This window comes from Alteraurantiacibacter lauratis (assembly GCF_037154155.1).
Lineage (GTDB): Bacteria > Pseudomonadota > Alphaproteobacteria > Sphingomonadales > Sphingomonadaceae > Alteraurantiacibacter > Alteraurantiacibacter lauratis.
Genome location: NZ_JBANRN010000021.1, coordinates 1 through 20,721, shown reverse-complemented (window position 1 = coordinate 20,721; position 20,721 = coordinate 1). Strand labels below are relative to the sequence as shown.

Here is a 20,721-nt window from a genome sequence, read left to right as displayed (position 1 = left end):
TCGCCCAAGACTGCCTCCAAAAGCCAGCCTTGAATCAGCGACCGTGTCCGCAGTCAAGCTTTGTCCACGAAGCCTAGGAGCAAGCCAACGGGTTATCGAAGGAAACGTCCGTGAACATTCGATCAAACATGCACTCGCGGAACGGCGCTTCCATCAACCTGGCGATCGAGGGCATGAGCTGCGCCTCTTGCGTCGGACGGGTGGAACAGGCGCTCGCCTCGGTGCCGGGCGTTACCGCCGCGCGCGTCAATCTGGCGAGCGAACGCGCCACTGTCGAAGGTGCCGCCGACACGGCCGCTCTCATTCGCGCCATCGAAGGCGCAGGATATGAAGCACATCCCCTTGGTCTCGATCACGCACAGGACGGCGCAGCCGCTGCGCGCAGGGACGCCGGCGCCGCTGCCCTCAAGCGCGATGTTGCCATCGCCGCCATTCTGACCGCGCCTCTGCTCGTGCTCGAAATGGGCTCCCATCTCGTCCCGACGGTTCACGACCTCATCATGCGCACCATCGGCATGCAGGCGAATTGGTATCTCCAGTTCGCGCTGACGACGCTGGTGCTGTTCGGCCCCGGTCTGCGCTTTTACCGCAAGGGACTGCCCGCGCTCGCGAGACTCGCGCCCGACATGAACGCGCTGGTCGCGGTCGGCACCTTCGCCGCCTATGCTTATTCGCTGGTCGCGACCTTCGCCGCTGGTCTCCTGCCGCCGGACTCGGTCCACGTCTATTATGAAGCGGCCGCCGTCATCGTCACCTTGATCCTCTTGGGCCGTTACCTCGAAGCGCGCGCCAAGGGCCGCACTTCCGAGGCGATCAAGCGACTTGTCGGACTTCAGCCAAAAATCGCCCGTGTGCGCCGCGAGGGCCGCGTGGTCGAACTCGACGTTGCCGAGATCTCGACGGGCGACATTGTCGAGGTGCGCCCAGGCGAGCGCGTGCCTGTCGATGGCGAGGTGCTCGAAGGCGAGAGCTATGTTGATGAGTCGATGATCACCGGCGAGCCGATCCCGGTTCTCAAGTCGCCGGGCGCTTCGCTTGTGGGCGGCACCGTGAATCAGCGCGGCGCGCTCGCCTTGCGCGCCACCGCAGTTGGCGAGGCGAGCATGCTGGCACAGATCATCCGCATGGTCGAGGAAGCGCAAGGTTCCAAGCTGCCGATCCAGGCGCTGGTCGATCGTGTGACCATGTGGTTCGTGCCCGCCGTCATGGCAATCGCGGCGCTGACCTTCGCGGTATGGGTCGCCTACGGACCCACGCCGGCCCTAACTTTCGCGCTGGTCAACGCGGTCGCAGTCCTGATCATCGCCTGTCCGTGCGCAATGGGGCTCGCGACACCGACCTCGATCATGGTCGGCACGGGGCGCGGTGCCGAGCTTGGGGTGTTGTTCCGCAAGGGCGAGGCGCTCCAGCTCTTGCAAGACATCAAGATCGTGGCGCTCGACAAGACAGGCACGCTTACCGAGGGCAAGCCCACGCTCACCGATTTGGAGCTGGTTAAAGGATTCACCCGCGCGGACGTGCTTGCGCGGATCGCCGCCGTCGAGGCGAAGTCCGAACACCCGATCGCGCGGGCGATCGTGGCCGCGGCCGAGGCGGATGGGCTCGAAAGGCTCGACGTTGCCGGATTCGAGTCCGTCACCGGCTTTGGTGTGCGCGCCGAGGTCGCAGGCACGCGCGTCGAGATCGGCGCCGACCGCTTCATGCGCAGCCTGGGCCTAGACGTTGCGCCCTTTGCCGCGACCGCCGCGCGGCTTGCAGAGGAGGGCAAGTCGCCGCTTTATGGTGCGATCGACGGCGTGCTGGCGGCCATCGTCGCCGTCTCGGACCCCGTGAAGCAGACCACGCCCGAGGCCATCGGCGCCCTACATCGCCTCGGCCTCAAGATCGCGATGATTACCGGCGACAATGCGCGCACGGCTGGGGCTATTGCACGGCGGCTCGGAATCGACGAAGTCGCCGCCGAAGTGCTCCCCGAGGGCAAGGTCGAGGCCGTGCGCCGGCTCAAGGCCGAGCACGGCAGGCTCGCCTTCGTCGGTGATGGCGTCAATGACGCGCCAGCGCTGGCGGAGGCCGACGTCGGGCTTGCAGTCGGCACCGGCACCGACATCGCCATCGAGGCGGCCGATGTCGTGTTGATGTCAGGTAGCCTCAAAGGCGTCGCCAACGCCTTCGCACTGTCCAAGGCGACCATCGCCAATATCCGCCAGAACCTGTTCTGGGCCTTCGCCTATAATACGCTGCTGATCCCGGTCGCGGCCGGCGTGCTCTATCCGGTTTTCGGTCTTCTGCTGTCGCCAGTGCTCGCGGCGGGGGCGATGGCGCTGTCCAGCATCTTCGTCCTCGGCAATGCCTTGCGGTTGCGCCGTTTCCGAGCGCCGCTATCGGGCGCGCACGCCCGCGCCACATCCCCGGAACCGGCAATGCAGGCCAGCGACGGCACCCAGCGTGCCGTAATCGACGGGAGGCTCGCATGAACATCGGCGAGGCGGCACGCCTATCGGGCGTCAGCGCCAAGATGATCCGCTACTACGAGCAGATCGGTCTCATTCCATCGGCCGGGCGCACAGAAAGCGGCTACCGCGACTACGGGGCCAGCGACATCCACATGCTGCGCTTCATCCGTCGCGCGCGCGACCTCGGCTTTTCCACCGCAGAGATCAACGAGCTGCTTCAGCTCTGGCGCGACCGATCGCGGAGGAGCAGCGACGTCAAGCGGATCGCACTCGCTCACATCGCCAACCTTCGTCAGCGCATCACCGAAATGGAGGAAATGGCCGCAACGCTTGAGCATCTGGCCGAGTGCTGTGCGGGCGACGAGAGGCCGGATTGTCCGATCCTCACCGATCTCGAAAGCCCAAACGAAGAGGGCAGCCGTCCAACGAAACCGCCGACGAACGCGATCCGCCACCGCTTGCCACGAGCGCCAGCCCGCAAAAACACGAAAGGAAACCTCGCATGACCGCATTGTCCCGCCGCAAGCTGCTCGTCCTCGGCGCAATCGGCGCTGCTGGCTCCGTCGCAATTGCCGTGCCGTGGCTCTCGGCCGCTACCGCTCAGCCGGTGATCGACGTTTCCCGCTCTCCAAGTTGCGGCTGTTGTGGCGACTGGATCGCGCACATGCGCGAGGCCGGTTTCACGGTCAATGACAGGCTTGTCGACGACCTGGCGCCGCTCAAAGCCCAACTCGGCGTGCCGGCCGACCTGCAATCCTGTCACACAGCCCTCGTCGACGGCTATGCTATCGAAGGCCACGTTCCGGCCCAGGATGTGCATCGCCTTTTGCGCGAGCGACCGGCCGCCGCCGGCCTCGCGGTGGCCGGCATGCCGCTCGGCTCGCCCGGCATGGAAATCGACGGTAGGCAGGAGCCTTACGAGGTGATCCTGTTCACGACTTCAGGCAGGAGCGTATTCGCCCGTCATTAAGCTGCTGGGCTAAACTGCCCGCATCTAGCAGCAGCAAACAGATGTAGGAGTTGGCCGCAGCCCGATCATCGCACTCGTTCAACCGAGAACGACTTGCGGTAACTCAGACACCAGAGCTCCGATCTCGATAAGCCAACAGTCGCAGCGCATTGAACACGACCAGCAACGTTGATCCCTCATGCACCGCAACAGCCGGCCCGATGCCAAGTCCGAGAATTGTCGCCGGCACCAAGAAAGCGACGATGCCAAGGCTTACAAACACATTCTGCCGGATCACCGAGCGGGTGGTGCGACTGAGGCGCACCGCAAATGGCAAATGCGAGAGGTCATCGGCCATCAGCGCCACATCGGCTGTCTCCAGCGCTACGTCCGAACCTGCTGCACCCATAGCGATGCCGACCGTGGCAGTCGCCATCGCTGGCGCATCGTTGACACCATCGCCGACCATCGCGACCCTGGTTTCGGCGCGCAGCTTCTTGATCGCCGCCACCTTATCCTCCGGCATGAGATCGCCCCATGCTTCGTCGATCCCGACTTCACGCGCGATCGCTTCGGCCGCCCGTTGATGGTCGCCGGAGATCATTATCATCCGCTTGATGCCGATCTCATGCAGCCGCTGAAGCGCGGCCTTGGCCGTCTCCCGAGGCGTGTCGAGCAATCCGATCGCGCCAAGGTCGCGGTCCCCCTGGCGCACAACCATGCTGGTCTGCCCGCCCTCGCGCAGTTGCTCGATTGCCTCAACCATCGCCGGGGACAGGGGGGCGATGCCATCAGCGCCAAACATCCCCGGCTTGCCGATAAGAACCTCGTCTTTCCCGACGCGGGCCGAGACACCGCGACCTGTGAGGCTTGTCAGGTTGTCGGCTTGCGGAATTGGATAGTCGCCAACCCCATCCCTTCCGTCCCGAGCGATCGCCTGTGCCAGCGGATGATCGCTTAGCCTTTCAACCGCCACCGCAATCGCCATTAGCTCCTGCCTGTCCACACCCGGCGCGGTGATGATTTGCTGGATGCGCGGCTCGCCCTTGGTAAGCGTGCCCGTCTTGTCGAAAGCGATCGCATCGAGCGAACCGAGCAGTTCAAGAGGTTCGCCACCCTTGACGAGGACACCGCCACGCGCCGCACGCGCCACACCCGAAAGGACCGCGCTGGGTGTGGCGATGGCAAGCGCACAGGGGCTTGCCGCCACCAGCACTGCCATCGAACGGTAGAAACTGTCGCGGAACGGCTCGTCCACGACCACCCAGGCGAACAGCAGCACCACCGCCAGCACGAGGACGAGCGGCACGAAAACCCGTTCGAAGCGATCGGTGAACCGCTGCGTCGGCGACTTTTGCGTCTCCGCCTCGCTCACCATCTTGACCACCTTGGCGAGCGTGCTTTCGTTTGACAGGCGCGTCACCTCGATCTCAATGAGTCCGCTGCCGTTGATGGTGCCGGCGAACACGCGGCTAGCGGCATCGACCCGATCGGGATTGGCACGCGCCGCCGCATGGTCCGTCACAGGCTGCTTGTCGACCGGAATGCTCTCGCCGGTAACGGGGGCTTGGTTGATGGCGCTGGTGCCCTTGATCACAAAGCCATCGGCCGCCACGCGCGCATCGGGCTTGACGACGACGGTATCACCGACCTTCAGCGCATCGACCGAGATTTCCTCCGTTATGCTATCCGAACGCCGCACTGTGGCAGTGCGCGGCGCAAGCTCAGCCAGGGCCTCGATCGCCCGCTTGGCGCGGCCCATCGCATAGTGTTCCAGCGCATGGCCAAGGCTGAACAGGAACAGCAGCAGCGCGCCCTCGGCGAACGCACCCAGCGCCGCCGCGCCTGCGGCGGCAACGAGCATGAGCGTGTCGATCTCGAACTTGCGCAGCTTGAGATTGTCGATCGCCTCGCGCAGCGTGAAGAAGCCGCCGAAGCCATAGGCCGCGACGTAGCAGGCGGTCGGCAGCCAGTCCGGCGCGGCGGATACCAGCTTCTCGATCACGAAGCCCGCCAGCAGCAGCGCGCCGCAGACCAGCGCGAAAATCAGTTCGGTATTGGCGCCCAGGATGCCGCCATGCGCATGATCATGATCCTCATGCCCTCTTGCCGGGGGCTTGGCCGCCGCCGCCGCGAGGCGCTGGGTTACGCCCATGCCGGTGAGCGCTTCGCGGATCGCTTGCTCGGACATCGCCGCGCGATCGAACTCGACCCGAACAAGCCCGGAAGCGTTCGCTTCCGCTTCCATCACGCCCGGCAGGGCACGCAACCGGTCGCCGACCGTGCGCGCGCGGCGCTGGTGGACGATGCCTTCGACCGGCCACAGCACATGACCGAAGCGTTCGGTGATCGCCGCGCCTGCTCCTTGGACGATCTCGCGGATGCGCGGCAGCGGCAGGGTGTCGGGGTCGTAATGGATGCAAAGCTGCGCCGGAGCGTCGGTCCTAGCGGGAACGACATGCGCCTGCTCGACGCCCGGCCGCCCATTGAGGTCCGCGATCAGGCGGCCGACACAGGCGTCCGAGGCGTCGGCGACATCAGGCAGCAGCAGGGGAATGTCGAGCTGGAGTGTCTTGGTCATCGGGCATATTCCTGTCTTGCGGGAGAACTCGACTGCATCGGTTCGCCTGAGTGTCCCTTTCCGGTCTCCCACGCGCCGGGGGTAGTGCGTGGGAGTGGCAACGGCTTAGGCTTTCTCCGGCGCCGTGTTGGAGGATGCGAAGCCGCTTTCGTTCGGGGCGGCGCGACCGTGGACGATGCGATAGAGGGCGGGGAGCACCAGCAGCGTCAGCATCGTCGAGGAGATGATGCCGCCGATCACAACCGTTGCGAGCGGACGTTGCACTTCCGCGCCCGCACCCACGTTGAACGCCATCGGCACAAAACCGAGGCTTGCGACCAGCGCCGTCATCAGAACGGGCCGCAGGCGCGTCAGCGCGCCCTCGCGTATCGCGGGATCGAGGTCCATCCCGTCCGCGCGAAGCTGACGGATGAAGCTCAGCATCACCAGCCCGTTCAGAACTGCGACCCCCGACAGGGCGATAAAGCCGACCCCGGCTGAGATCGACAACGGCAGTCCCCGGATCAGCAGTGCGGCAACACCGCCGGTCAGCGCCAATGGCACCCCGGAGAACACGATTGCCGAATCCTTGAACGATCGGAACAAGCCATAGAGCAGTCCGAAGATCAGCAGCAGCACCATCGGGACCATGATCCGAAGACGCTGGGCCGCGGAGATCAACTGCTCGAACGTGCCGCCATAGCTCACCCAATAGCCAGACGGCACTTCGACTTCGGCACCAACCTTCTCGCGCACCTCCTCGATGAACGAGCCCAGATCACGTCCACGCACGTTGGCCGCGATGACCACCCGCCGCTTGCCGTCCTCGCGGCTGATCTGGTTCGGCCCGGTTACGACCTCGACACGGGCCACGTCGGCAAGCGGCACGAAGTTTCGAGGGGCCGCATCCGTGCTCGTGGCGAGCGGAATACGCAGGCGGCCGATCTCGTCGGCACGCGAGCGAACGTCCTCGGGAAGCCGGACGACAACCGGAAAACGCCGGTCGCCTTCGAAAATCTCGCCCGCTTGCACGCCGCCGATGGAAACAGCCACGACATCCTGAATGTCACCGACATTCAGACCAAGCCGCGCCAACGCCGTCCGATCAGGTGTGATTTGCAGGATCGGCAGGCCCGTGACCTGCTCGATGCTCACATCCTGAGCGCCCTCAATCCCGCTGACCGTTTCCTCAATGGCTTCGCCGATTTCTACCAATTGATCGAGATCGTCTCCGAACACCTTGATCGCGACATCGGCACGAACGCCGGACAGCAGTTCGTTGAACCGCATCTGGATCGGCTGGGTGAACTCATAATTGTTGCCAGGGATCTCATTCGCCGCTTCCTGCATCTCGCGGACCAGCTCCGCTCGCGGCTTCCTTGGATTGGGCCACTCGGAGCGATCCTTGAGCAAAACGAATGTGTCCGCCACAGAAGGAGGCATCGGATCGGTCGCAACCTCGGCCGTGCCGATCTTCGACACCACCCGTTCGACCTCCGGAAATTGCAGCAAGCGCCGTTCCAGCGTCCGCTGCATGGCGACGGCCTGGCTGAGGCTGGTTCCGGGAATACGCAGCGCGTGGAGCGCCACGTCACCCTCGTCGAGACTGGGGATGAACTCCGAGCCCATCCGCGAGGCGCCGAAGCCGGCTATCGCCACGAGCGCCACTGCGCCCACCACGAAGGCGACGCGGAGCCGCAGGGCCGCGTCGAGCGCAGGCGCGTATAGACGCCGTGCGCCGCGCATCAGCCGGCTTTCCTTCTCCTCCACCTTGCCCGTGACGAACATCGCAACCGCCGCCGGCACGAAGGTCAATGACAGAAGCAGAGCGGCCGTGAGCGCCATCACAACGGTAATCGCCATCGGATGGAACATCTTTCCTTCAACGCCGGTAAGCGCGAAGATCGGCACATAAACCAGAGTGATGATCGTGACGCCGAACAGCGACGGCCGGATGACTTCCGAGCTGGCTGACGCGGCAAGCGAGAAACGCTCGTCGCGTGTGAGCAGCCTCCCCAACCGATGCTGCGCCTCACCGAAGCGGCGCAGGCAGTTTTCGACGATGATGACGGCGCCATCGACGATGAGGCCGAAGTCGAGCGCACCCAGGCTCATGAGATTGCCTGACACACCTGCGCGCACCATTCCGGTCATCGTCATCAGCATCGAAATCGGAATGACTGCCGCCGTGATGAGCGCGGCACGGATGTTCCCGAGCAGCAGGAACAGCACGACAATCACCAGCAGCGCGCCCTCGGCAAGGTTGGTTGCGACCGTCTTGATGGTGCGGTCGACAAGATCCGTGCGGTCGTAGATCGGCACGGCGCGAACGCCCCCCGGCAGGGCCTTGGCCGCTTCCTCAAGCCGTTCGGCCGCCGCGCGCGCGACGACCCGGCTGTTCTCGCCGGCCAGCATCATGACGGTCCCAAGGACCACTTCCTCGCCATTCTCGGTCGCGGCGCCGGTGCGCAGCTCCTCGCCCAGGCCGACATCGGCGACATCGGCGATACGGATCGGCACCCCGCCTCGATTGGTGACGATGATCGAACGGAGATCGTCGATGCCCGATGCCTGTCCGGGCACGCGAACCAGATATTGCTCGCCATAGCGTTCGATGTAGCCCGCACCGACATTGGCGTTGTTGCGTTCCAGCGCGGCCACCACGTCGTTCAGGGTCAGCCCATAGGCGGAGAGACGTTCGGGAAGCGGCGTCACATGATATTGCCGCTCGTAGCCGCCGATGCTGTTAACCTCGGTGACGCCGGGGGTGTTGCGAAGCTGCGGACGGATCACCCAATCCTGCAAGGTGCGCAGGTCTTCGGCCGTGTAGCGGCTGCCATCCGGTTTGCGCGCGTTCGGATCGGCCTCCAGCACATACATGAAGATTTCGCCGAGGCCCGTCGCGATCGGCCCCATTTCGGACACGACGCCTTCGGGAAGCTGGCCGCGTGCAGTCTGGAGCCGCTCGTTGATGAGCTGGCGCGCGAAATAGATGTCGGTGCCGTCCTCGAACACCGCCGTTACCTGGCTGAGGCCATAGCGGGAGATTGAGCGAGTATATTGCAGGCCCGGCATCCCTGCGATTGCGGTCTCGACGGGGAAGGTTACGCGCTGTTCGGCCTCCAGCGGGGAGAAACCGGGTGCTTCACTGTTGATCTGCACCTGGACGTTGGTGATGTCGGGCGTCGCGTCGATCGGCAGGCGCTGGAAGCTCCAGATGCCGATCGCGCACAGAAGCACGACGATCCCCAGGACCGCCCAGCGGAAACGGATAGCCGCCGCGAGAATGCGTTCGAGCATCCCCCGGCGCTCGGGGGTAACGGCCTCAATGGTCATGGCTGGCCCCCGATTTCTCGATGTCGGCGCGGATCAGGAAAGCGCCATCGGTCACATATTCGGTGCCCGGCTCCAGGCCGCCTAGCACCTCGGTCCATTCGGGCGTGCGGCGCCCGATCTCCAGCATCCGCACCTCGTAGGTGTTGCCGACCTTGGCATAGACCACCTCGAAATCGCGGAAGCGCTGAATCGCCCGCGTTCGCACCGCCAACGGCACCTGAGCCTCGGCAACGGCGAACGACCCTTCCACGGCCATGCCGGGACGGAAGGATTGCGCCGCCCTTGGCGGAAGATGGACATGCGCCATCAGCGTCTGGCTGGTGACATCGGCGGTCGGCAGGATCGCCTCGACCGGGGCCTCGATCCGCGCCTCGCCCGACAGGCTCCGCACGGACACCCGCTGCCCGACCCGGACGCGCTCGGCATCCCGAGGGAATACAAAGAACTCCGCGTGAAGGTTGGTCGGGTCTGCGATCACGAACAAGGCGCGGTCGCCCGTCGTGTCGCCGACGTTGGCGTTCTTCTCGATGATCACGCCGCTGATCGGCGCGGTGACGGCATAGGTCTGGAGCGAATGGCTGGATTCCACGCGGAGGAGCGTCTGGCCTCGGCGCACGGTCTCGCCAAGGCGGCCGGTCATCCACATGATTTGACCGGGCAGGCGGGCACGCACATCGGCCCGGCCTTCCGGCGTAATCTCGATCCTGCCACCCATGTCTATGAGTTCGGCGACAGTCGCGGACCCGGCACGTTCGATCTGCACCCCGCCGGCCTGCGCCGCTTGTGCGGAGATCGTCGTGCGTCCTTCATAGGAAGCGTAGGACCAGTTGTGCGTGCGCCCGCCTTCCGTAGCCCGCACACGCACATCGAACGAATGCGGCTCGGTGACGACGCCGTTGCCGCGCAGAAAACCCTCCTGAGGCTGGAAGGCGAAGCGGTCGGTTTGACCGCCGAGACGCCCCAACTCGATCGCGAGACGAACCTGATCCGGCGCCAGCGGCTTGCCGCCACGATAGGGATAGACGCGCAGCTCAGGCTCCACGCCATCCTCGAAGATCGTGATTTCGAGCGCGAAGTCGCCGTTGCGCAGCATCCGTCCGCCATGCGGACCGCGCTCCTCGTCTTCGTTGGCCTCATGCGCGTGTTCGCCATGATCGTCGGTCTTCGGGGCATCGCCGCATCCGGCGAGCAGCACACAGGCGAACAGGGCGCCCGTCGTTAGAATTGATCGTCTCATCAGCGGATCTCCGCGCTGGAAAGGAAGGGGGCATGGCGGCCGGTCAGCCTGTCGAGCCGCGCGCCCGCCAGATGGTATCGGCGCAGCAGTTCGATCCGGCGGGATCGCGCGTCGATCACTGCTTGCTGGGCCTGACTTACTTCGAGGAAAGTGAAAGCGGTGCCGCCACGCGCGAAGCCGTCGCGCACCAGCACCACCGCACGCTCGGCGCTCGGCAACACCTCTTGCTCGATCCGAGCAGCCTCGGTCATGATCGCGGCACGCTCTGCCACGAGCCGGTCTATCTCACGCTCGACCTGGACACGGGCCACGGCAATCTCGGCTTCGGCCGCCTGGGTTTCGGCTTGAGCGCGTGCGACATTGCCGCGATTGGCCGCGCGGTTGCCTAGCGGGATAGACGCGCCAACCATAATGGCCACGTCGTTGCCCTCGCCGAAATGACGCACACCAACGCGAGCGGATGGATCGCCGACATTGCCTGTCTCGGCGAGGCGCAGTCGTGCCCCTGCTGCCTCGCGCTCGGCATCGAGCAGAGCAAGGTCGGGACTGGCATCAGCTTGAGCTGGGGTTGATTCAAGGATGCCAAACGGTTCCGTTGGGAGGCTATAGTCGGCCGTGCCACCCCAATAGGCCGCGAGCGTGGCCCGAGCGATACGCGCGGTCTCGCGGGCCTGGTCGAGGGCGATCCGGGCCTCCGCCACGGCCGTCCTGGCGCGTTCAGCCGCGAACAGGGGATCAAGTGCTCGCCCAACGCGGCGGCCGACTTCAGCCTCTACGCGCCGAGCGTCCGCAAGACGTTGTTCCGCTATTGCGATGGCAGCCTCAGCGGCCAATGCTTCGACCCAGGCAACCTGAACCTGCGCCAGCAAATCCAGCATTCGCAGGCGACTGCGTTCGGACGCGATGCCAAGTTCGGAACGGGCGGCTCCGATGCGTGCCTCGCGCTTGCCGCCACGCTCCCAGGTCCGCTCATACCAGGCCGTCGTTTCCGAACGATCAATCGGCGAATACGGCCCGGTGCCAGCAAAGTTCTCAAGTTCGACCCCGATGACATCGCGCGGCCGCACGTCAGCTTGTGCGATTGCGGCCTCGGCCGCCTGGAGCCGTGCGGCATTTGCCGCCACGATCGGATCGCCGTTCGCAACCCTTGAGAGTGCTTCGGACAAACTCAGGGCTTGGGCCGCTCCGGTGGAAGGAGCGGACAGAGCAGCGAGCGCCGCGCCTATCGCAAGCGCGCGTCGCAAGCGCGCCGAAGGACGCGCAACAAAGATGGAAAACATGACAAATCGGCCTCACGAGCAGGCATGGCATAAGCCGCGCCTCAAGCGGCGCAGCGGCTCAGATGCGGATTGCGCTGCTCTTCGGAGGTCGTTCGAGACCGTGGATCAGGAAACCGCACATACGGCCATCGGCCGCCGGGCGCCAGGATTGAGCCTCGGAAAATACCCATCCCGATCCTTGCGCCAAAGGAGCCGGCAATCCCGAGCCACTATCAACGTGGTGATGGTGTCCAATTCCTGGCTTATGATCGGGAGCATCGCCGCAATCGTTCGAGTGCATTGAATGATGAGCGTGATGCTGTTCGCAAGTCTCGAAAACGATCTTGCTGAACGGAAGGTGGTCGTGATCGCCGGCTACACTTGCTTGGTGCTGCACATGATCGACGGCGTTTGCCACCGAGGCATTCGCAAAGGCGAACATCAGGGCAATGCTAAGCATCGAAAAAAGCCTGGAGAGCGGATGTTGGGACAGCTTCAGCACAACTCTAAAAGCATAGCCAACCCACGCAAGAAGGCAAGCATCGTGCAGAAAACGGGCGGACGCAGTATCTATTGGCAACCGGAACCGCTCAATCGCACCAGCTCTCTGCCGTTTCGGCACCACCGCCATTGCCACCTCTCTTTCAGCAACGGCCGCAAATCCTCAAGTATCGGCATTGGAGCAAAGGCGCTGACATTGTAGCACCCTGTGGTGTTGTCTGCGGGGAACTGGGCAAGCTCCTGTCGCTATCGATCGGGGTTTTCATGAGCGCTTTCGGCGGCGTAAAGGCGCCTAGTCGCGGTTAAGCCGCTGCGCGACGCTCAGCCTGAGTGTCGATCAGGATCTTACCGACCGAGGTAATCCGCCACCAAGCCAGCGCCCCATTTGGACCCGGCTGGCACTCCGCAAAACTACGCTTCGCCAGCATGAGAAATGCCGGATCGCTGGCCGAAGCGAGGAAACCAGTTTCTCCAGCCGGCAGCATGGCAAGCTCGGTTAACGCGTCCCATTCCGCATCCGGCAACAAGGCGGGTCTCTCGGGAGCCGCCTTCATGATTGGGATCGGATCGGCCCGCTTGCGGCGCTTACCGCAGACAGGCTTGACCTCGCCCGCGAGCGCTGAGGCAATCCGACGACCGACGCGATTGGCGGCCTTCACTGACGGATCATGCTGCACATGGGCATAGATCATCGTCGAGCGCAGATTGGCATGGCCAAGGATTGCGCCAGTCAGTGCGAGCGCCTCGCCGTTCGAGGTCGCTGTCGCCCCGACAGTGTGGCGCAGCGTGTGCGGAGTGACGCCAGGCAGCTCGGCCTTTTTCACGATCTTGGGCCAGATGTTCTTGGTCCCCTGGAAATAGCTGTCCCCTTCGTCGGCTGGGAACACATAATCCGTGTCGTCCACCTTCTCGACGCCCTTGAGCAAGGTCGCCGCCGCCAAGCAGAGCGGACGGATGGACTTGCCGGTCTTGCTGTCATCGAGAACGAGCAGGGCGTTCTCCAGATCGACCTCATCCCATTTCAGCTCAGCGATTTCATTGCGGCGGCAGCCGGTCAGCACCCACAACCGGGTGATATTGAGCGCCTTGATGTTGACGCCCTCGGCCTCCAATGCGTCGCAGGCCGCACCGAGGCGCGAAACTTCCTCAAGCGTCAGGAAGCGCGTGCGCTTGTTGTCGGACTTGTTCACCACGGCCTTTTCACAGGGATTGGCCGCAACGATCTCATGCCGCTTGGCGAAGCTGAACACGGCCGACAGATCGCGGAACACCTTGCGGGCCGCGCCATTGCCGCCCTTTACGATGATGCGCGTGCGCGGCCCCGTCTTCTCGTTCTTCGCTGTCTTGCCGGCCTCCACATCGCGGAAGAACCGCTCGATGTCGGCCGCGCCGATCTCTGTCACGCGCTTGCTGCCGAGCAGCGGAACGACATGATGGCGCAGCCGGGCAATGGTGTATTGCTTGGTCAGTGGCTTCATCGGCTGACCCTGGCGCTTGCCGCGCTGTATGAAGCAGCCCTCTGCTTCATACAGGTCGATCAGCGCGCTCATCCGCATTTCCTTGCGCTTGGCATTGCGCTCCGAAACCGGGTCTTTGCCCATGAGCGCGGAGGCCACGATTTCCTTGGCCCGCTTGCGCGCCAACTCGACCGTGAGCGGGCCGAATTGTCCGATCGTGAAAAAGCGTTGCGGCGCGCTCCGGCCACCACCTTCTGCCAAATACTTGACGATGAAGGTTTTGACGCCGCTCACGCCGATGCGAACGCCAAAGCCCTTGGTATCACTGTCCCACAGCACATAACGCTTGGCGCGCGGCTCCGCAGCGTCAACCACCGTTTTCGTGAGCTTGACTTCGGACTGCTTTGCCATTTTTCTCTGTCTTTCTGCGGGTTTCAGCCCAATTTCGGGCTACAACCGGGCTACAACGCCAGACGGAAAATGTGGGTTTCCTCTTGGTCATATATAGCGTAGGAGGGGGTAGAAAACAACAGAGAAATCATAGCTTTAATCGTAGAATGGCGGGCTCTGGCGCGGTATAGAAAAGTGCTGATGCAATTTTGCCAAGGTTGGGGTCGAGGGTTCGAATCCCTTCGCCCGCTCCAGTTTTCCAATAACTTAGCAGCGATATTGGCCCTTCGGGCTCCCCTCGGGGGAGTACTCCGGGGAGCAGATTTGCGCGCTATCCCCAGCGCCTGTTCCCCTTCTCTTCCTCATTCAGCTCCTGCGTTGTATCAGGTCACCTCGAAATAATTGGGGGTTCTCAATGACGAAGCGGTGGCTGGGGCTCAGCGCCTCGAAAGAAGGCGTGATCTATGTCGATGCCGAAATCCCTGATGATGATGACGCGCCCATTGTTGTGCTCGCCGATGACACTTGGAAGGTCCAGAAGGGCGACCGCGCCGCTGCCTACAACGTCCTGCATCAACAGTGCGCCGACTACCTTCGAGAGAATCACATCGACGGCGTAGTGGTGAAGGCGAGCGCCGTTATGGGAAAGGGTGCTGCGAAGCTCGGGATGTTGCAGAGCGCCGAGGTTCGCGGCGTGGTCATTGCCGCAGCGGGCTCGGTCTGTCCGGTCAAGCAGCTCACCAAGGGCGTGGTGAGCAGGACCTATGGAGAGCGTAACGTGGACGACTACGTCGCCGATGATGCGTTCTGGGATGAACAGACGGCGGGCGGGAAGCTGAGGAAAATGAGCCGCGAGGTCGCGATGCTCCTGATCGCCGCAAGGAACTCGTGATGGCAGAGTACGTCTCTGGCCTCCAGCTTGGCGACAAGATCGGTAACGGCCACTTCGGCCAAGTGTTTAAGGGCATTGACCCAGCCCATGGCGACGTGGCGGTGAAGGTCTTGAGCCGCGAGGCACATCACGACGATGCCGCCTGGCAGAAGTACAAGTGCGGGTCTCTCAATGAAGCGCAGCATCTATCAAAGGCAACACACCGCAACGTAGTCCAAGTGCATCACGTGGTGGAAGGTGACGGCGGCAACAGCATCGTCATCTGCATGGAATTCTGCCCCGGCGGATCGTTGCAGGCGAAATTTGATGAAGGGCCCATGGCACTGCCAGCCACCAGGAAAGTGGCGACCGAAGTGCTGCTCGGCTTGGGCGCTCTGCACACTCGGCAGATGCTCCATCGCGACATCAAGCCCGCCAACATTCTGCTCGATGCAATGGGTGTGGCGAAGCTCGGAGACTTTGGTCTTGTGACCGACGAGCTGATCCTAGGGTACGGCTCGCAGGCCGGGTATAGCGATCACATCGCCTACGAGGTCTGGCACGGCAATGGGACGAGCCCCAAGACCGACATATGGGCGCTCGGTATGACCTTGTTCCGGCTACTGCATGGCAAGGTTTGGTACGAGGAGGCCCCGAACGCCCAGCTCGTCGTGCCTGCTGGCGGTTTCGTCGATACCCTCAAGTGGTTGCCCCATATTCCGAAGGCGTGGCGCACTGTCATCCGCAAGATGCTGAACGATAATCCCGCAGGTCGGTACCAGAATGCGGGCCAAGCCCTGACGGGGATTGCCGCGCTGCCGATTGACCCCGTTTGGACTACTAGCGTCCAGTCGGAGCTCGTCCGTTGGGAGCAGGTCAAGGGGCAGCGCCGGGTACAGGTAGAATGGGAACGGATATCTCAACGCAAGCATCGCTGGCGGGCATGGAGCGAGCCGTTGGGCGCTGGGCGTTCGCGCGCTCTCGGTGGGTCTGACGGCGTGGTCGGACAGACCCAAGCAATGTCAGAGCTGCGCGCTTTCTTCGGGGCCTAGCTCGACCTGAACCGCCTGGGCAAGAGGAAGCTGCCGCTCAGGTCTGCCGACGTAATCCGTTTCAGACCCAGTGCGGCTGTGGCCTTCGCCCGCCGCTCCTTCGCACATCGCTTGCAATATGCGGCACTGGCGTTCACGCCCTGAGGCGGTCGCCAATAATTGCCGCAGCACCGGCATGTCGGAAGGCTCACGCCTAGATTGGATGACTTGCGCTTCATCGTCCCACCTCCCCTTCATAGTGGGGACAAGCTGTGAACAAACCGTGAATCACTTGTGGACCAATGTCAACCTTCATAGCGCGTAGGGGCTCACGTCGCAGCCCCGGCACCGGTCACACATCCTGTTGCTAGGCCCGCTGCTCTCGAAGGGTTTGCGGCACCGGAGGCAGGGCCGCACGGTGGCCGCCGCTTGGTTGACATACCTGATGCGCGCGGGCTCCGGCCGTGTTGGGCCGGACGAAGGCAGCACCGGCCGCCCGGCCACTTCGAGCGGCGGCTGGAACACGATTTGTCCCCGGCGAACGCGGGTCACGAACTCTCGGCTGGGGCCGGGGCCCAATACGGCGCGGGCCTCTTCGTAGGTCATGCCCATGCGCAGAGCTGCCCAGGGGGAGAGGCGCTTCGGCGCGAAGCGCAGCTCGGCAATCCGGGGCTCGCTCATTCGGCCCCCTCGTCGAGCTCCGGTTCCGGTTCGGGCTGCCAGGTGAGGTCGTCCCCATGCAGTGCCAGCGCCTCGTCCCGCGCGTCGAGGTAGCGCAGGTTCATGTGCGGATCGCCGTTGAACAGGTCGAGGTCCACCTGGTGAGGCTCGAAGCCGCGCGAGAGGTCCCCCAGGGCGCGCGCCAGCGCCTTAGCACGGGCCTCCTGCACCAGCCGCGCGCCCAGCTCGTGTGCCGTTTCCGGCTTTGGGCCGGTGCCGTGGCGCGCCACCCAGCCGTCGGCCAGCATCGCAGAAACAGGATCGCTCACTGGCCTGTGTCCCCAAGGGCCTTGAGGCGCTTGGCCGCCTTCGCGGCCGGGGCGTTCCGCAGCGCGACGACTTCCCCGAAACGCTTCACCAGGGTGGAGCCCGACGCGGTGACATGGGCAATCGCGGCCTCTGTCGCTTCGAGCTGGGCATTGTCCACCGGAGCGAACTTGGCGGCAGCACGGGCCCGGAGCGTCGAATGGGTGGCGGGATCAAGCCCGGAGAGAAACGGCTGAGCGTGGAGGACGGCCGCCACGGTTGGCACGTCGCCGCTCTCGATGGCCGTCGCCACGAATTGCATCCGCTGTTCGGGCTTCTTGAGCCCCTTAATATGCGCCCGGACCTCGGCTGCCAGGGCGAGCCCTTCGGGGGTCTTGCGTGTGGGGTGGTCGAGCGCGGTGGCAACGCGGCTGGCAAGCGTTTCGCGGTAGCCCTCCAGCTCCTTCACGCGCCGGTCGATTGCGGGGCCGACGCGGGCGAAGGCCCGCTCGGCAGCGGTAACGAACTCGTCCGCATCCACAACGCGCGTCGGCTTGCCGTTCACCATCCGCACATTGCCGCTCACCTCGGTCCGACCGCCCTTCTCGGCGGGATGCTGGCGACGGCGGGCAGGTTCCGCGATGGCCTGCAAGTGCAGCTCGGCGTCGTTCATCTTGCCGAACAGGTCATAGCAGAGCCGCAGCCCCTCCCGCGCAGCGGAGAAGGCGGACATGCCCAGGGTGTCGGGCTGGTTCAGAGCCCGGCCGATGCCCAAGAGGCTGTCGGGGTGCAGGGTCATGGGAACATCGGCGCGGACGGGCACCGGGTCGTCAAAGGGGGTTGGCATGATTGGGGTCCTTTCTCAGTAGTGGCCTGACGCAACGCGGCTGGTTCCCCAGCGGACGTTGGCGTGCATGACGGCGTATCGGGCTGCGTCGGCGGCATGGTCGGGGCCGTCGGTCATCACGTCCTCAGGCCGGGAGGGGTCCCGCTCAAGGAAGGGGACGGTCTGCCAGAAATAGCGGCACCGGCCCGTGATCCACATGCCAGGGCGGCCGTTCCGCTCCTTGGCGTTGAACAGCCGTTCGCGCATCGCGGCCCAGCCCGCCACGCGCTCCTTCCGGGGGCGCTGGAGGTTGATGCCGTGGCGTTGCAGCACGTTGAGCAACGTGTCCTCCAAGCCCTTGGCGTCGTCTCCCACGCCATGCGGATGCACACCCCAGCGGCCGCACATCTCATGGATGGCTTCGGCCAGTTTGCCAGGGGGCCAGCCGAGCCCAAGGTTGGGGTCGTTCGGGTCCACCGTGGCGAGCTCGTCCAGCAGGATCAGGCTGTCCTTGGGGAACGGGCCGACATCGCCGGGGGCCTTGAGGCAGACATAGGTGACGGACGGGGCAGACGAGCCCCAGTCCATTGCAATGAACGGCCGCCACGCCTTCCGGTCCACCGGATAGGGCCATGCGACCGGGAGCATATGGACCCGCTCGTCTAGCGCACTGCCGAAGTAGGCCCCGCGCGCGATATTCCAGTCACCGTTCACCCAGGCCCGGAACAGCTCCTCGTCGTTGCCGCAGGCAGCGCGAAGGCGGCGCTCATAGTCGGCATGGTCGAGGTGCGGGTTGTCGATCAGCGTGGACGGGCAGTTGACCCACACCTCGCCATCGACCTCGTAGGGATGCCAGGCGACCGACTTGGCGATGTAATTCTGGTGGATCAGCGCATGGAGCGGCCCACCGGGATTGGCAGTGCGAACCTCCCGGAGCGGGATGCCTTCCGGCGCGCGCAGGTTGGACTTGAGAAGGTCAACCCAGCGACGGTCACGCACAAGGCCGAACTCGTCGATCACAAGCAGTGTGAACGAGCGGCCTTGGAACTTCTTGTAAGCGTTCGGGCCGTCGAGCTGGCCGCACTCCACGATGGCCCCGTTGGGCAGTCGGAAGGTGTGCTCGGCGCGGTTGTGGCGGACGCCCTTTCCGTAGGCGGCGGTCAGCAGGCCGTCGAGCTGCTCTTCGAGCTCGGTCACGGCCTTGTGGGTTTCGCGCACGATCAGCGGCCGGGCCTGCGAGCCGTACTTCTCGACATGGCGCAGGACGACGAGCAGCGCGCCCATCGACTTGCCGCCACCACGGCCGCCAGCGAGCAGCAGGTTCCACTTCTCAGGGACCGAGAGCAGGGTGGACTGGTAGGGCGTCGGGGTGATGGCTTCGATCATCGGATGGCCTCCGCTCGGGGCAGGGCCGTGGCCTCGGCAGCCGCCGTTTCCACCACGCGGATCGTCCGCATGTAGGCCTCGGGGGTCTGGCTGTCGGGCAGGTTGATGGTGATGTTTGGCTTCGCTTCGGGGGCGTCACCTTCACGCCAGCCGAGCCGGGCCTTGGTGAGGTAGATCATCGCCACGATGTTGCCGTTGCGGGCCGCGTTCAGCAGGTGGTGGGTGAGCTCGTCACCCAGGGCGGCTAGCCCCCGCTCGAAGGCCTCGTCCACCTCAGGCCGGGCCTTGCGGATCACATCGAGGGTCTTGCGGTCGATGCCCAGCCGCTTGGCAATGGTGCGCTGGTCCTGCCCTTCGGCAGCCATGGCTTCGATCACTTCCAACCCGTCTTGGGTGATCGTCACCGGGGCGGTTTTGCCGCGACCAGTGCGTGTGGTGAGGGCGTTCTTGCTGCTCATGGCCCGGAGCATAGCCTTATGAAGGCTGTGCGCTTGGGGGCTTATTCGGCGGGTTTACAGGGCCTTGCCACCGCGATGGTCGGGCAGGGGGAGCGTCGGGGGAGCACCGTCGCGCATTGTGGTACGACACGCGGAAATTGCCCCCAAGCCCTCTCTCTTTTTAGCGGCGGAAGGGCCGGGATCGCTGGTGCGGGCGTTCCCCCAAAGTCCCTTGCACCACCCATAGGGAACACAAACCGCCGAAAATGGCGGTAGTTGTAGCGGGTGTTCCAGCACCCGCAACTACCGCGCGGCGGTTGTTCCCCTATGGGTAAGGGACGAACAACAACCGCCGCGCTTTTCGCGGGAGTTGGCGCGGGGATTGAGAGGCATCAACCCCCGCGCTGCTCGCTGCCGCCGAAGACAACCGTGGAGCTGGTCGTGGTGATGTGATTGGTTGCCGATGGCGAGCGAGCAACAATGCCGGAAGTGGGCGCAGGACAAGCGGGATAGGCGTCAACCAGCGCCTTGAATGGCTCCCGAAGCTGCTCGGTCCATGCAGCCCATTCCTTGTCGATCCAGCCGCCGATTGCGATAGCGTCCGTGAGGCTCACCGGCTTGTTGGCGAGGCGCGACGTTGAAAGATGGAAGAACGAGCCGTTGAGCTTGCCGTCGCCGTTCGAGGCAGAAGGCTTCTTGCGGCCGGGCACATAATCATCGGCCCGCACCGTGTTCGTCGCGCTGCCTTCATGCCTCAGGAAATCATATAGGTTCCGTGCGTGGATACCGAATGATTCAAACATGGCGCACCAGCCAAGGTCCTCCGTCTGGAACAGCATTCCATATGTGAAGCGTAGCATGTCGCGCTCATATTTCAGATGTTCCTTGAGATAGGCGACCAAGTCCCCTTCCGGTTTTTGCTTCGCCATTCGGCAATTCCTCACGTCCATACCAAGAGACTGTTCTACCTATTCGCGAAACGAAGCCTAGGGTCTAAACCCAATCAGCCTCTTGAAATTCAGTGCGTGTATTGATTCAGAGTGTCTCCGCTGAAGCAGGAGA

Annotated in this window: 16 protein-coding genes; 6 read left to right on the top strand and 10 right to left on the bottom strand. The window is 64.2% G+C overall.

The genetic code is table 11. From position 1 onward, the window contains the following. Nucleotides 1-110: 110 nt before the first annotated feature. Genes WFP39_RS14745 through WFP39_RS14735 form a run of 3 tightly spaced genes read left to right on the top strand, consistent with a single transcriptional unit; the run spans nt 111 to nt 3,423 of the window. The gene (locus tag WFP39_RS14745) at nt 111-2,474 is read left to right on the top strand and encodes a heavy metal translocating P-type ATPase (RefSeq protein ID WP_452039025.1); all 2,364 of its coding nucleotides are present in this window, start codon (nt 111-113) and stop codon (nt 2,472-2,474) included. Continuing rightward, nucleotides 2,471-2,959 carry a Cu(I)-responsive transcriptional regulator gene (gene cueR, locus WFP39_RS14740; RefSeq protein ID WP_336920618.1) on the top strand — a complete coding sequence of 163 codons (489 nt, stop codon included), beginning with the start codon at nt 2,471-2,473 and terminating at the stop codon, nt 2,957-2,959. The genes WFP39_RS14745 and cueR overlap by 4 nt, the downstream gene beginning before the upstream one ends. Further along, entirely contained in the window at nt 2,956-3,423 is a 468-nt protein-coding gene (locus WFP39_RS14735) for a DUF411 domain-containing protein (protein WP_336920617.1), read from the top strand. Before cueR ends, WFP39_RS14735 begins: the two co-directional genes overlap by 4 nt. A 103-nt stretch (nt 3,424-3,526) precedes the next feature. Here the strand turns inward: WFP39_RS14735 and WFP39_RS14730 are convergent, their stop codons facing one another. The 4 genes from WFP39_RS14730 to WFP39_RS14715 all read right to left on the bottom strand — a co-directional run bounded on the left by WFP39_RS14730 (nt 3,527) and on the right by WFP39_RS14715 (nt 11,815). Further along, on the bottom strand, nt 3,527-5,983 hold the full coding sequence (locus tag WFP39_RS14730) for a heavy metal translocating P-type ATPase (protein WP_336920619.1): 2,457 nt from the start codon (nt 5,981-5,983) through the stop codon (nt 3,527-3,529). A 105-nt stretch (nt 5,984-6,088) separates the two neighbouring features. Further along, complete coding sequence (locus tag WFP39_RS14725) at nt 6,089-9,298, bottom strand: efflux RND transporter permease subunit (protein ID WP_336920616.1); 3,210 nt, start codon at nt 9,296-9,298, stop codon at nt 6,089-6,091. Continuing rightward, the gene (locus WFP39_RS14720) at nt 9,288-10,535 is read right to left on the bottom strand and encodes an efflux RND transporter periplasmic adaptor subunit (protein WP_336920615.1); all 1,248 of its coding nucleotides are present in this window, start codon (nt 10,533-10,535) and stop codon (nt 9,288-9,290) included. Before WFP39_RS14720 ends, WFP39_RS14725 begins: the two co-directional genes overlap by 11 nt. Further along, nucleotides 10,535-11,815, bottom strand: coding sequence for a TolC family protein (locus WFP39_RS14715; RefSeq protein ID WP_336920614.1), 1,281 nt, complete (start codon nt 11,813-11,815; stop codon nt 10,535-10,537). The genes WFP39_RS14720 and WFP39_RS14715 overlap by 1 nt, the downstream gene beginning before the upstream one ends. 283 nt (nt 11,816-12,098) lie before the next feature. Between WFP39_RS14715 and WFP39_RS14710 the strand changes: the two genes are divergently transcribed. Beyond that, nucleotides 12,099-12,497 (top strand): hypothetical protein, encoded by a 399-nt coding sequence (locus WFP39_RS14710; protein WP_336920613.1) that lies wholly within the window; start codon nt 12,099-12,101, stop codon nt 12,495-12,497. 100 nt (nt 12,498-12,597) lie between these two features. On the opposite strand, the gene WFP39_RS14705 is transcribed toward WFP39_RS14710, so the two are convergent. After that, on the bottom strand, nt 12,598-14,163 hold the full coding sequence (locus WFP39_RS14705; RefSeq protein WP_336920612.1) for a tyrosine-type recombinase/integrase: 1,566 nt from the start codon (nt 14,161-14,163) through the stop codon (nt 12,598-12,600). A gap of 394 nt (nt 14,164-14,557) precedes the next feature. Between WFP39_RS14705 and WFP39_RS14700 the strand changes: the two genes are divergently transcribed. Further along, nucleotides 14,558-15,034, top strand: coding sequence for a hypothetical protein (locus WFP39_RS14700; RefSeq protein ID WP_336920611.1), 477 nt, complete (start codon nt 14,558-14,560; stop codon nt 15,032-15,034). Continuing rightward, nucleotides 15,034-16,065 carry a serine/threonine-protein kinase gene (locus WFP39_RS14695; RefSeq protein ID WP_336920610.1) on the top strand — a complete coding sequence of 344 codons (1,032 nt, stop codon included), beginning with the start codon at nt 15,034-15,036 and terminating at the stop codon, nt 16,063-16,065. The genes WFP39_RS14700 and WFP39_RS14695 overlap by 1 nt, the downstream gene beginning before the upstream one ends. Nucleotides 16,066-16,721: 656 nt before the next feature. On the opposite strand, the gene WFP39_RS14690 is transcribed toward WFP39_RS14695, so the two are convergent. The 5 genes from WFP39_RS14690 to WFP39_RS14670 all read right to left on the bottom strand — a co-directional run bounded on the left by WFP39_RS14690 (nt 16,722) and on the right by WFP39_RS14670 (nt 20,588). After that, nucleotides 16,722-17,033, bottom strand: a complete 312-nt coding sequence (locus WFP39_RS14690) for a hypothetical protein (protein ID WP_336920609.1) — start codon at nt 17,031-17,033, stop codon at nt 16,722-16,724. Next, nucleotides 17,030-17,809: a hypothetical protein gene (locus WFP39_RS14685; RefSeq protein WP_336920608.1), complete on the bottom strand. Its 780-nt coding sequence runs from the start codon at nt 17,807-17,809 to the stop codon at nt 17,030-17,032. The genes WFP39_RS14690 and WFP39_RS14685 overlap by 4 nt, the downstream gene beginning before the upstream one ends. 63 nt (nt 17,810-17,872) lie before the next feature. Next, entirely contained in the window at nt 17,873-19,222 is a 1,350-nt protein-coding gene (locus WFP39_RS14680) for a terminase (protein WP_336920607.1), read from the bottom strand. After that, nucleotides 19,219-19,680 carry a hypothetical protein gene (locus WFP39_RS14675; protein ID WP_336920606.1) on the bottom strand — a complete coding sequence of 154 codons (462 nt, stop codon included), beginning with the start codon at nt 19,678-19,680 and terminating at the stop codon, nt 19,219-19,221. The genes WFP39_RS14680 and WFP39_RS14675 overlap by 4 nt, the downstream gene beginning before the upstream one ends. A 371-nt stretch (nt 19,681-20,051) precedes the next feature. Further along, nucleotides 20,052-20,588 (bottom strand): hypothetical protein, encoded by a 537-nt coding sequence (locus WFP39_RS14670; protein WP_336920605.1) that lies wholly within the window; start codon nt 20,586-20,588, stop codon nt 20,052-20,054. Between the last annotated feature and the right edge of the window lie 133 nt (nt 20,589-20,721).

What these genes read in the sequence shown, in the direction of transcription:
- cueR (WP_336920618.1), top strand. Translation starts at nt 2,471, where the DNA reads ATGAACATCGGCGAGGCGGCACGCCTATCGGGCGTCAGCGCCAAGATG.
- WFP39_RS14735 (WP_336920617.1), top strand. Translation starts at nt 2,956, where the DNA reads ATGACCGCATTGTCCCGCCGCAAGCTGCTCGTCCTCGGCGCAATCGGC.
- WFP39_RS14730 (WP_336920619.1), bottom strand. Translation starts at nt 5,983, where the DNA reads ATGACCAAGACACTCCAGCTCGACATTCCCCTGCTGCTGCCTGATGTC.
- WFP39_RS14725 (WP_336920616.1), bottom strand. Translation starts at nt 9,298, where the DNA reads ATGACCATTGAGGCCGTTACCCCCGAGCGCCGGGGGATGCTCGAACGC.
- WFP39_RS14720 (WP_336920615.1), bottom strand. Translation starts at nt 10,535, where the DNA reads ATGAGACGATCAATTCTAACGACGGGCGCCCTGTTCGCCTGTGTGCTG.
- WFP39_RS14715 (WP_336920614.1), bottom strand. Translation starts at nt 11,815, where the DNA reads ATGTTTTCCATCTTTGTTGCGCGTCCTTCGGCGCGCTTGCGACGCGCG.
- WFP39_RS14710 (WP_336920613.1), top strand. Translation starts at nt 12,099, where the DNA reads ATGATGAGCGTGATGCTGTTCGCAAGTCTCGAAAACGATCTTGCTGAA.
- WFP39_RS14705 (WP_336920612.1), bottom strand. Translation starts at nt 14,163, where the DNA reads ATGGCAAAGCAGTCCGAAGTCAAGCTCACGAAAACGGTGGTTGACGCT.
- WFP39_RS14700 (WP_336920611.1), top strand. Translation starts at nt 14,558, where the DNA reads ATGACGAAGCGGTGGCTGGGGCTCAGCGCCTCGAAAGAAGGCGTGATC.
- WFP39_RS14695 (WP_336920610.1), top strand. Translation starts at nt 15,034, where the DNA reads ATGGCAGAGTACGTCTCTGGCCTCCAGCTTGGCGACAAGATCGGTAAC.
- WFP39_RS14685 (WP_336920608.1), bottom strand. Translation starts at nt 17,809, where the DNA reads ATGACCCTGCACCCCGACAGCCTCTTGGGCATCGGCCGGGCTCTGAAC.
- WFP39_RS14680 (WP_336920607.1), bottom strand. Translation starts at nt 19,222, where the DNA reads ATGATCGAAGCCATCACCCCGACGCCCTACCAGTCCACCCTGCTCTCG.
- WFP39_RS14675 (WP_336920606.1), bottom strand. Translation starts at nt 19,680, where the DNA reads ATGAGCAGCAAGAACGCCCTCACCACACGCACTGGTCGCGGCAAAACC.
- WFP39_RS14670 (WP_336920605.1), bottom strand. Translation starts at nt 20,588, where the DNA reads ATGGCGAAGCAAAAACCGGAAGGGGACTTGGTCGCCTATCTCAAGGAA.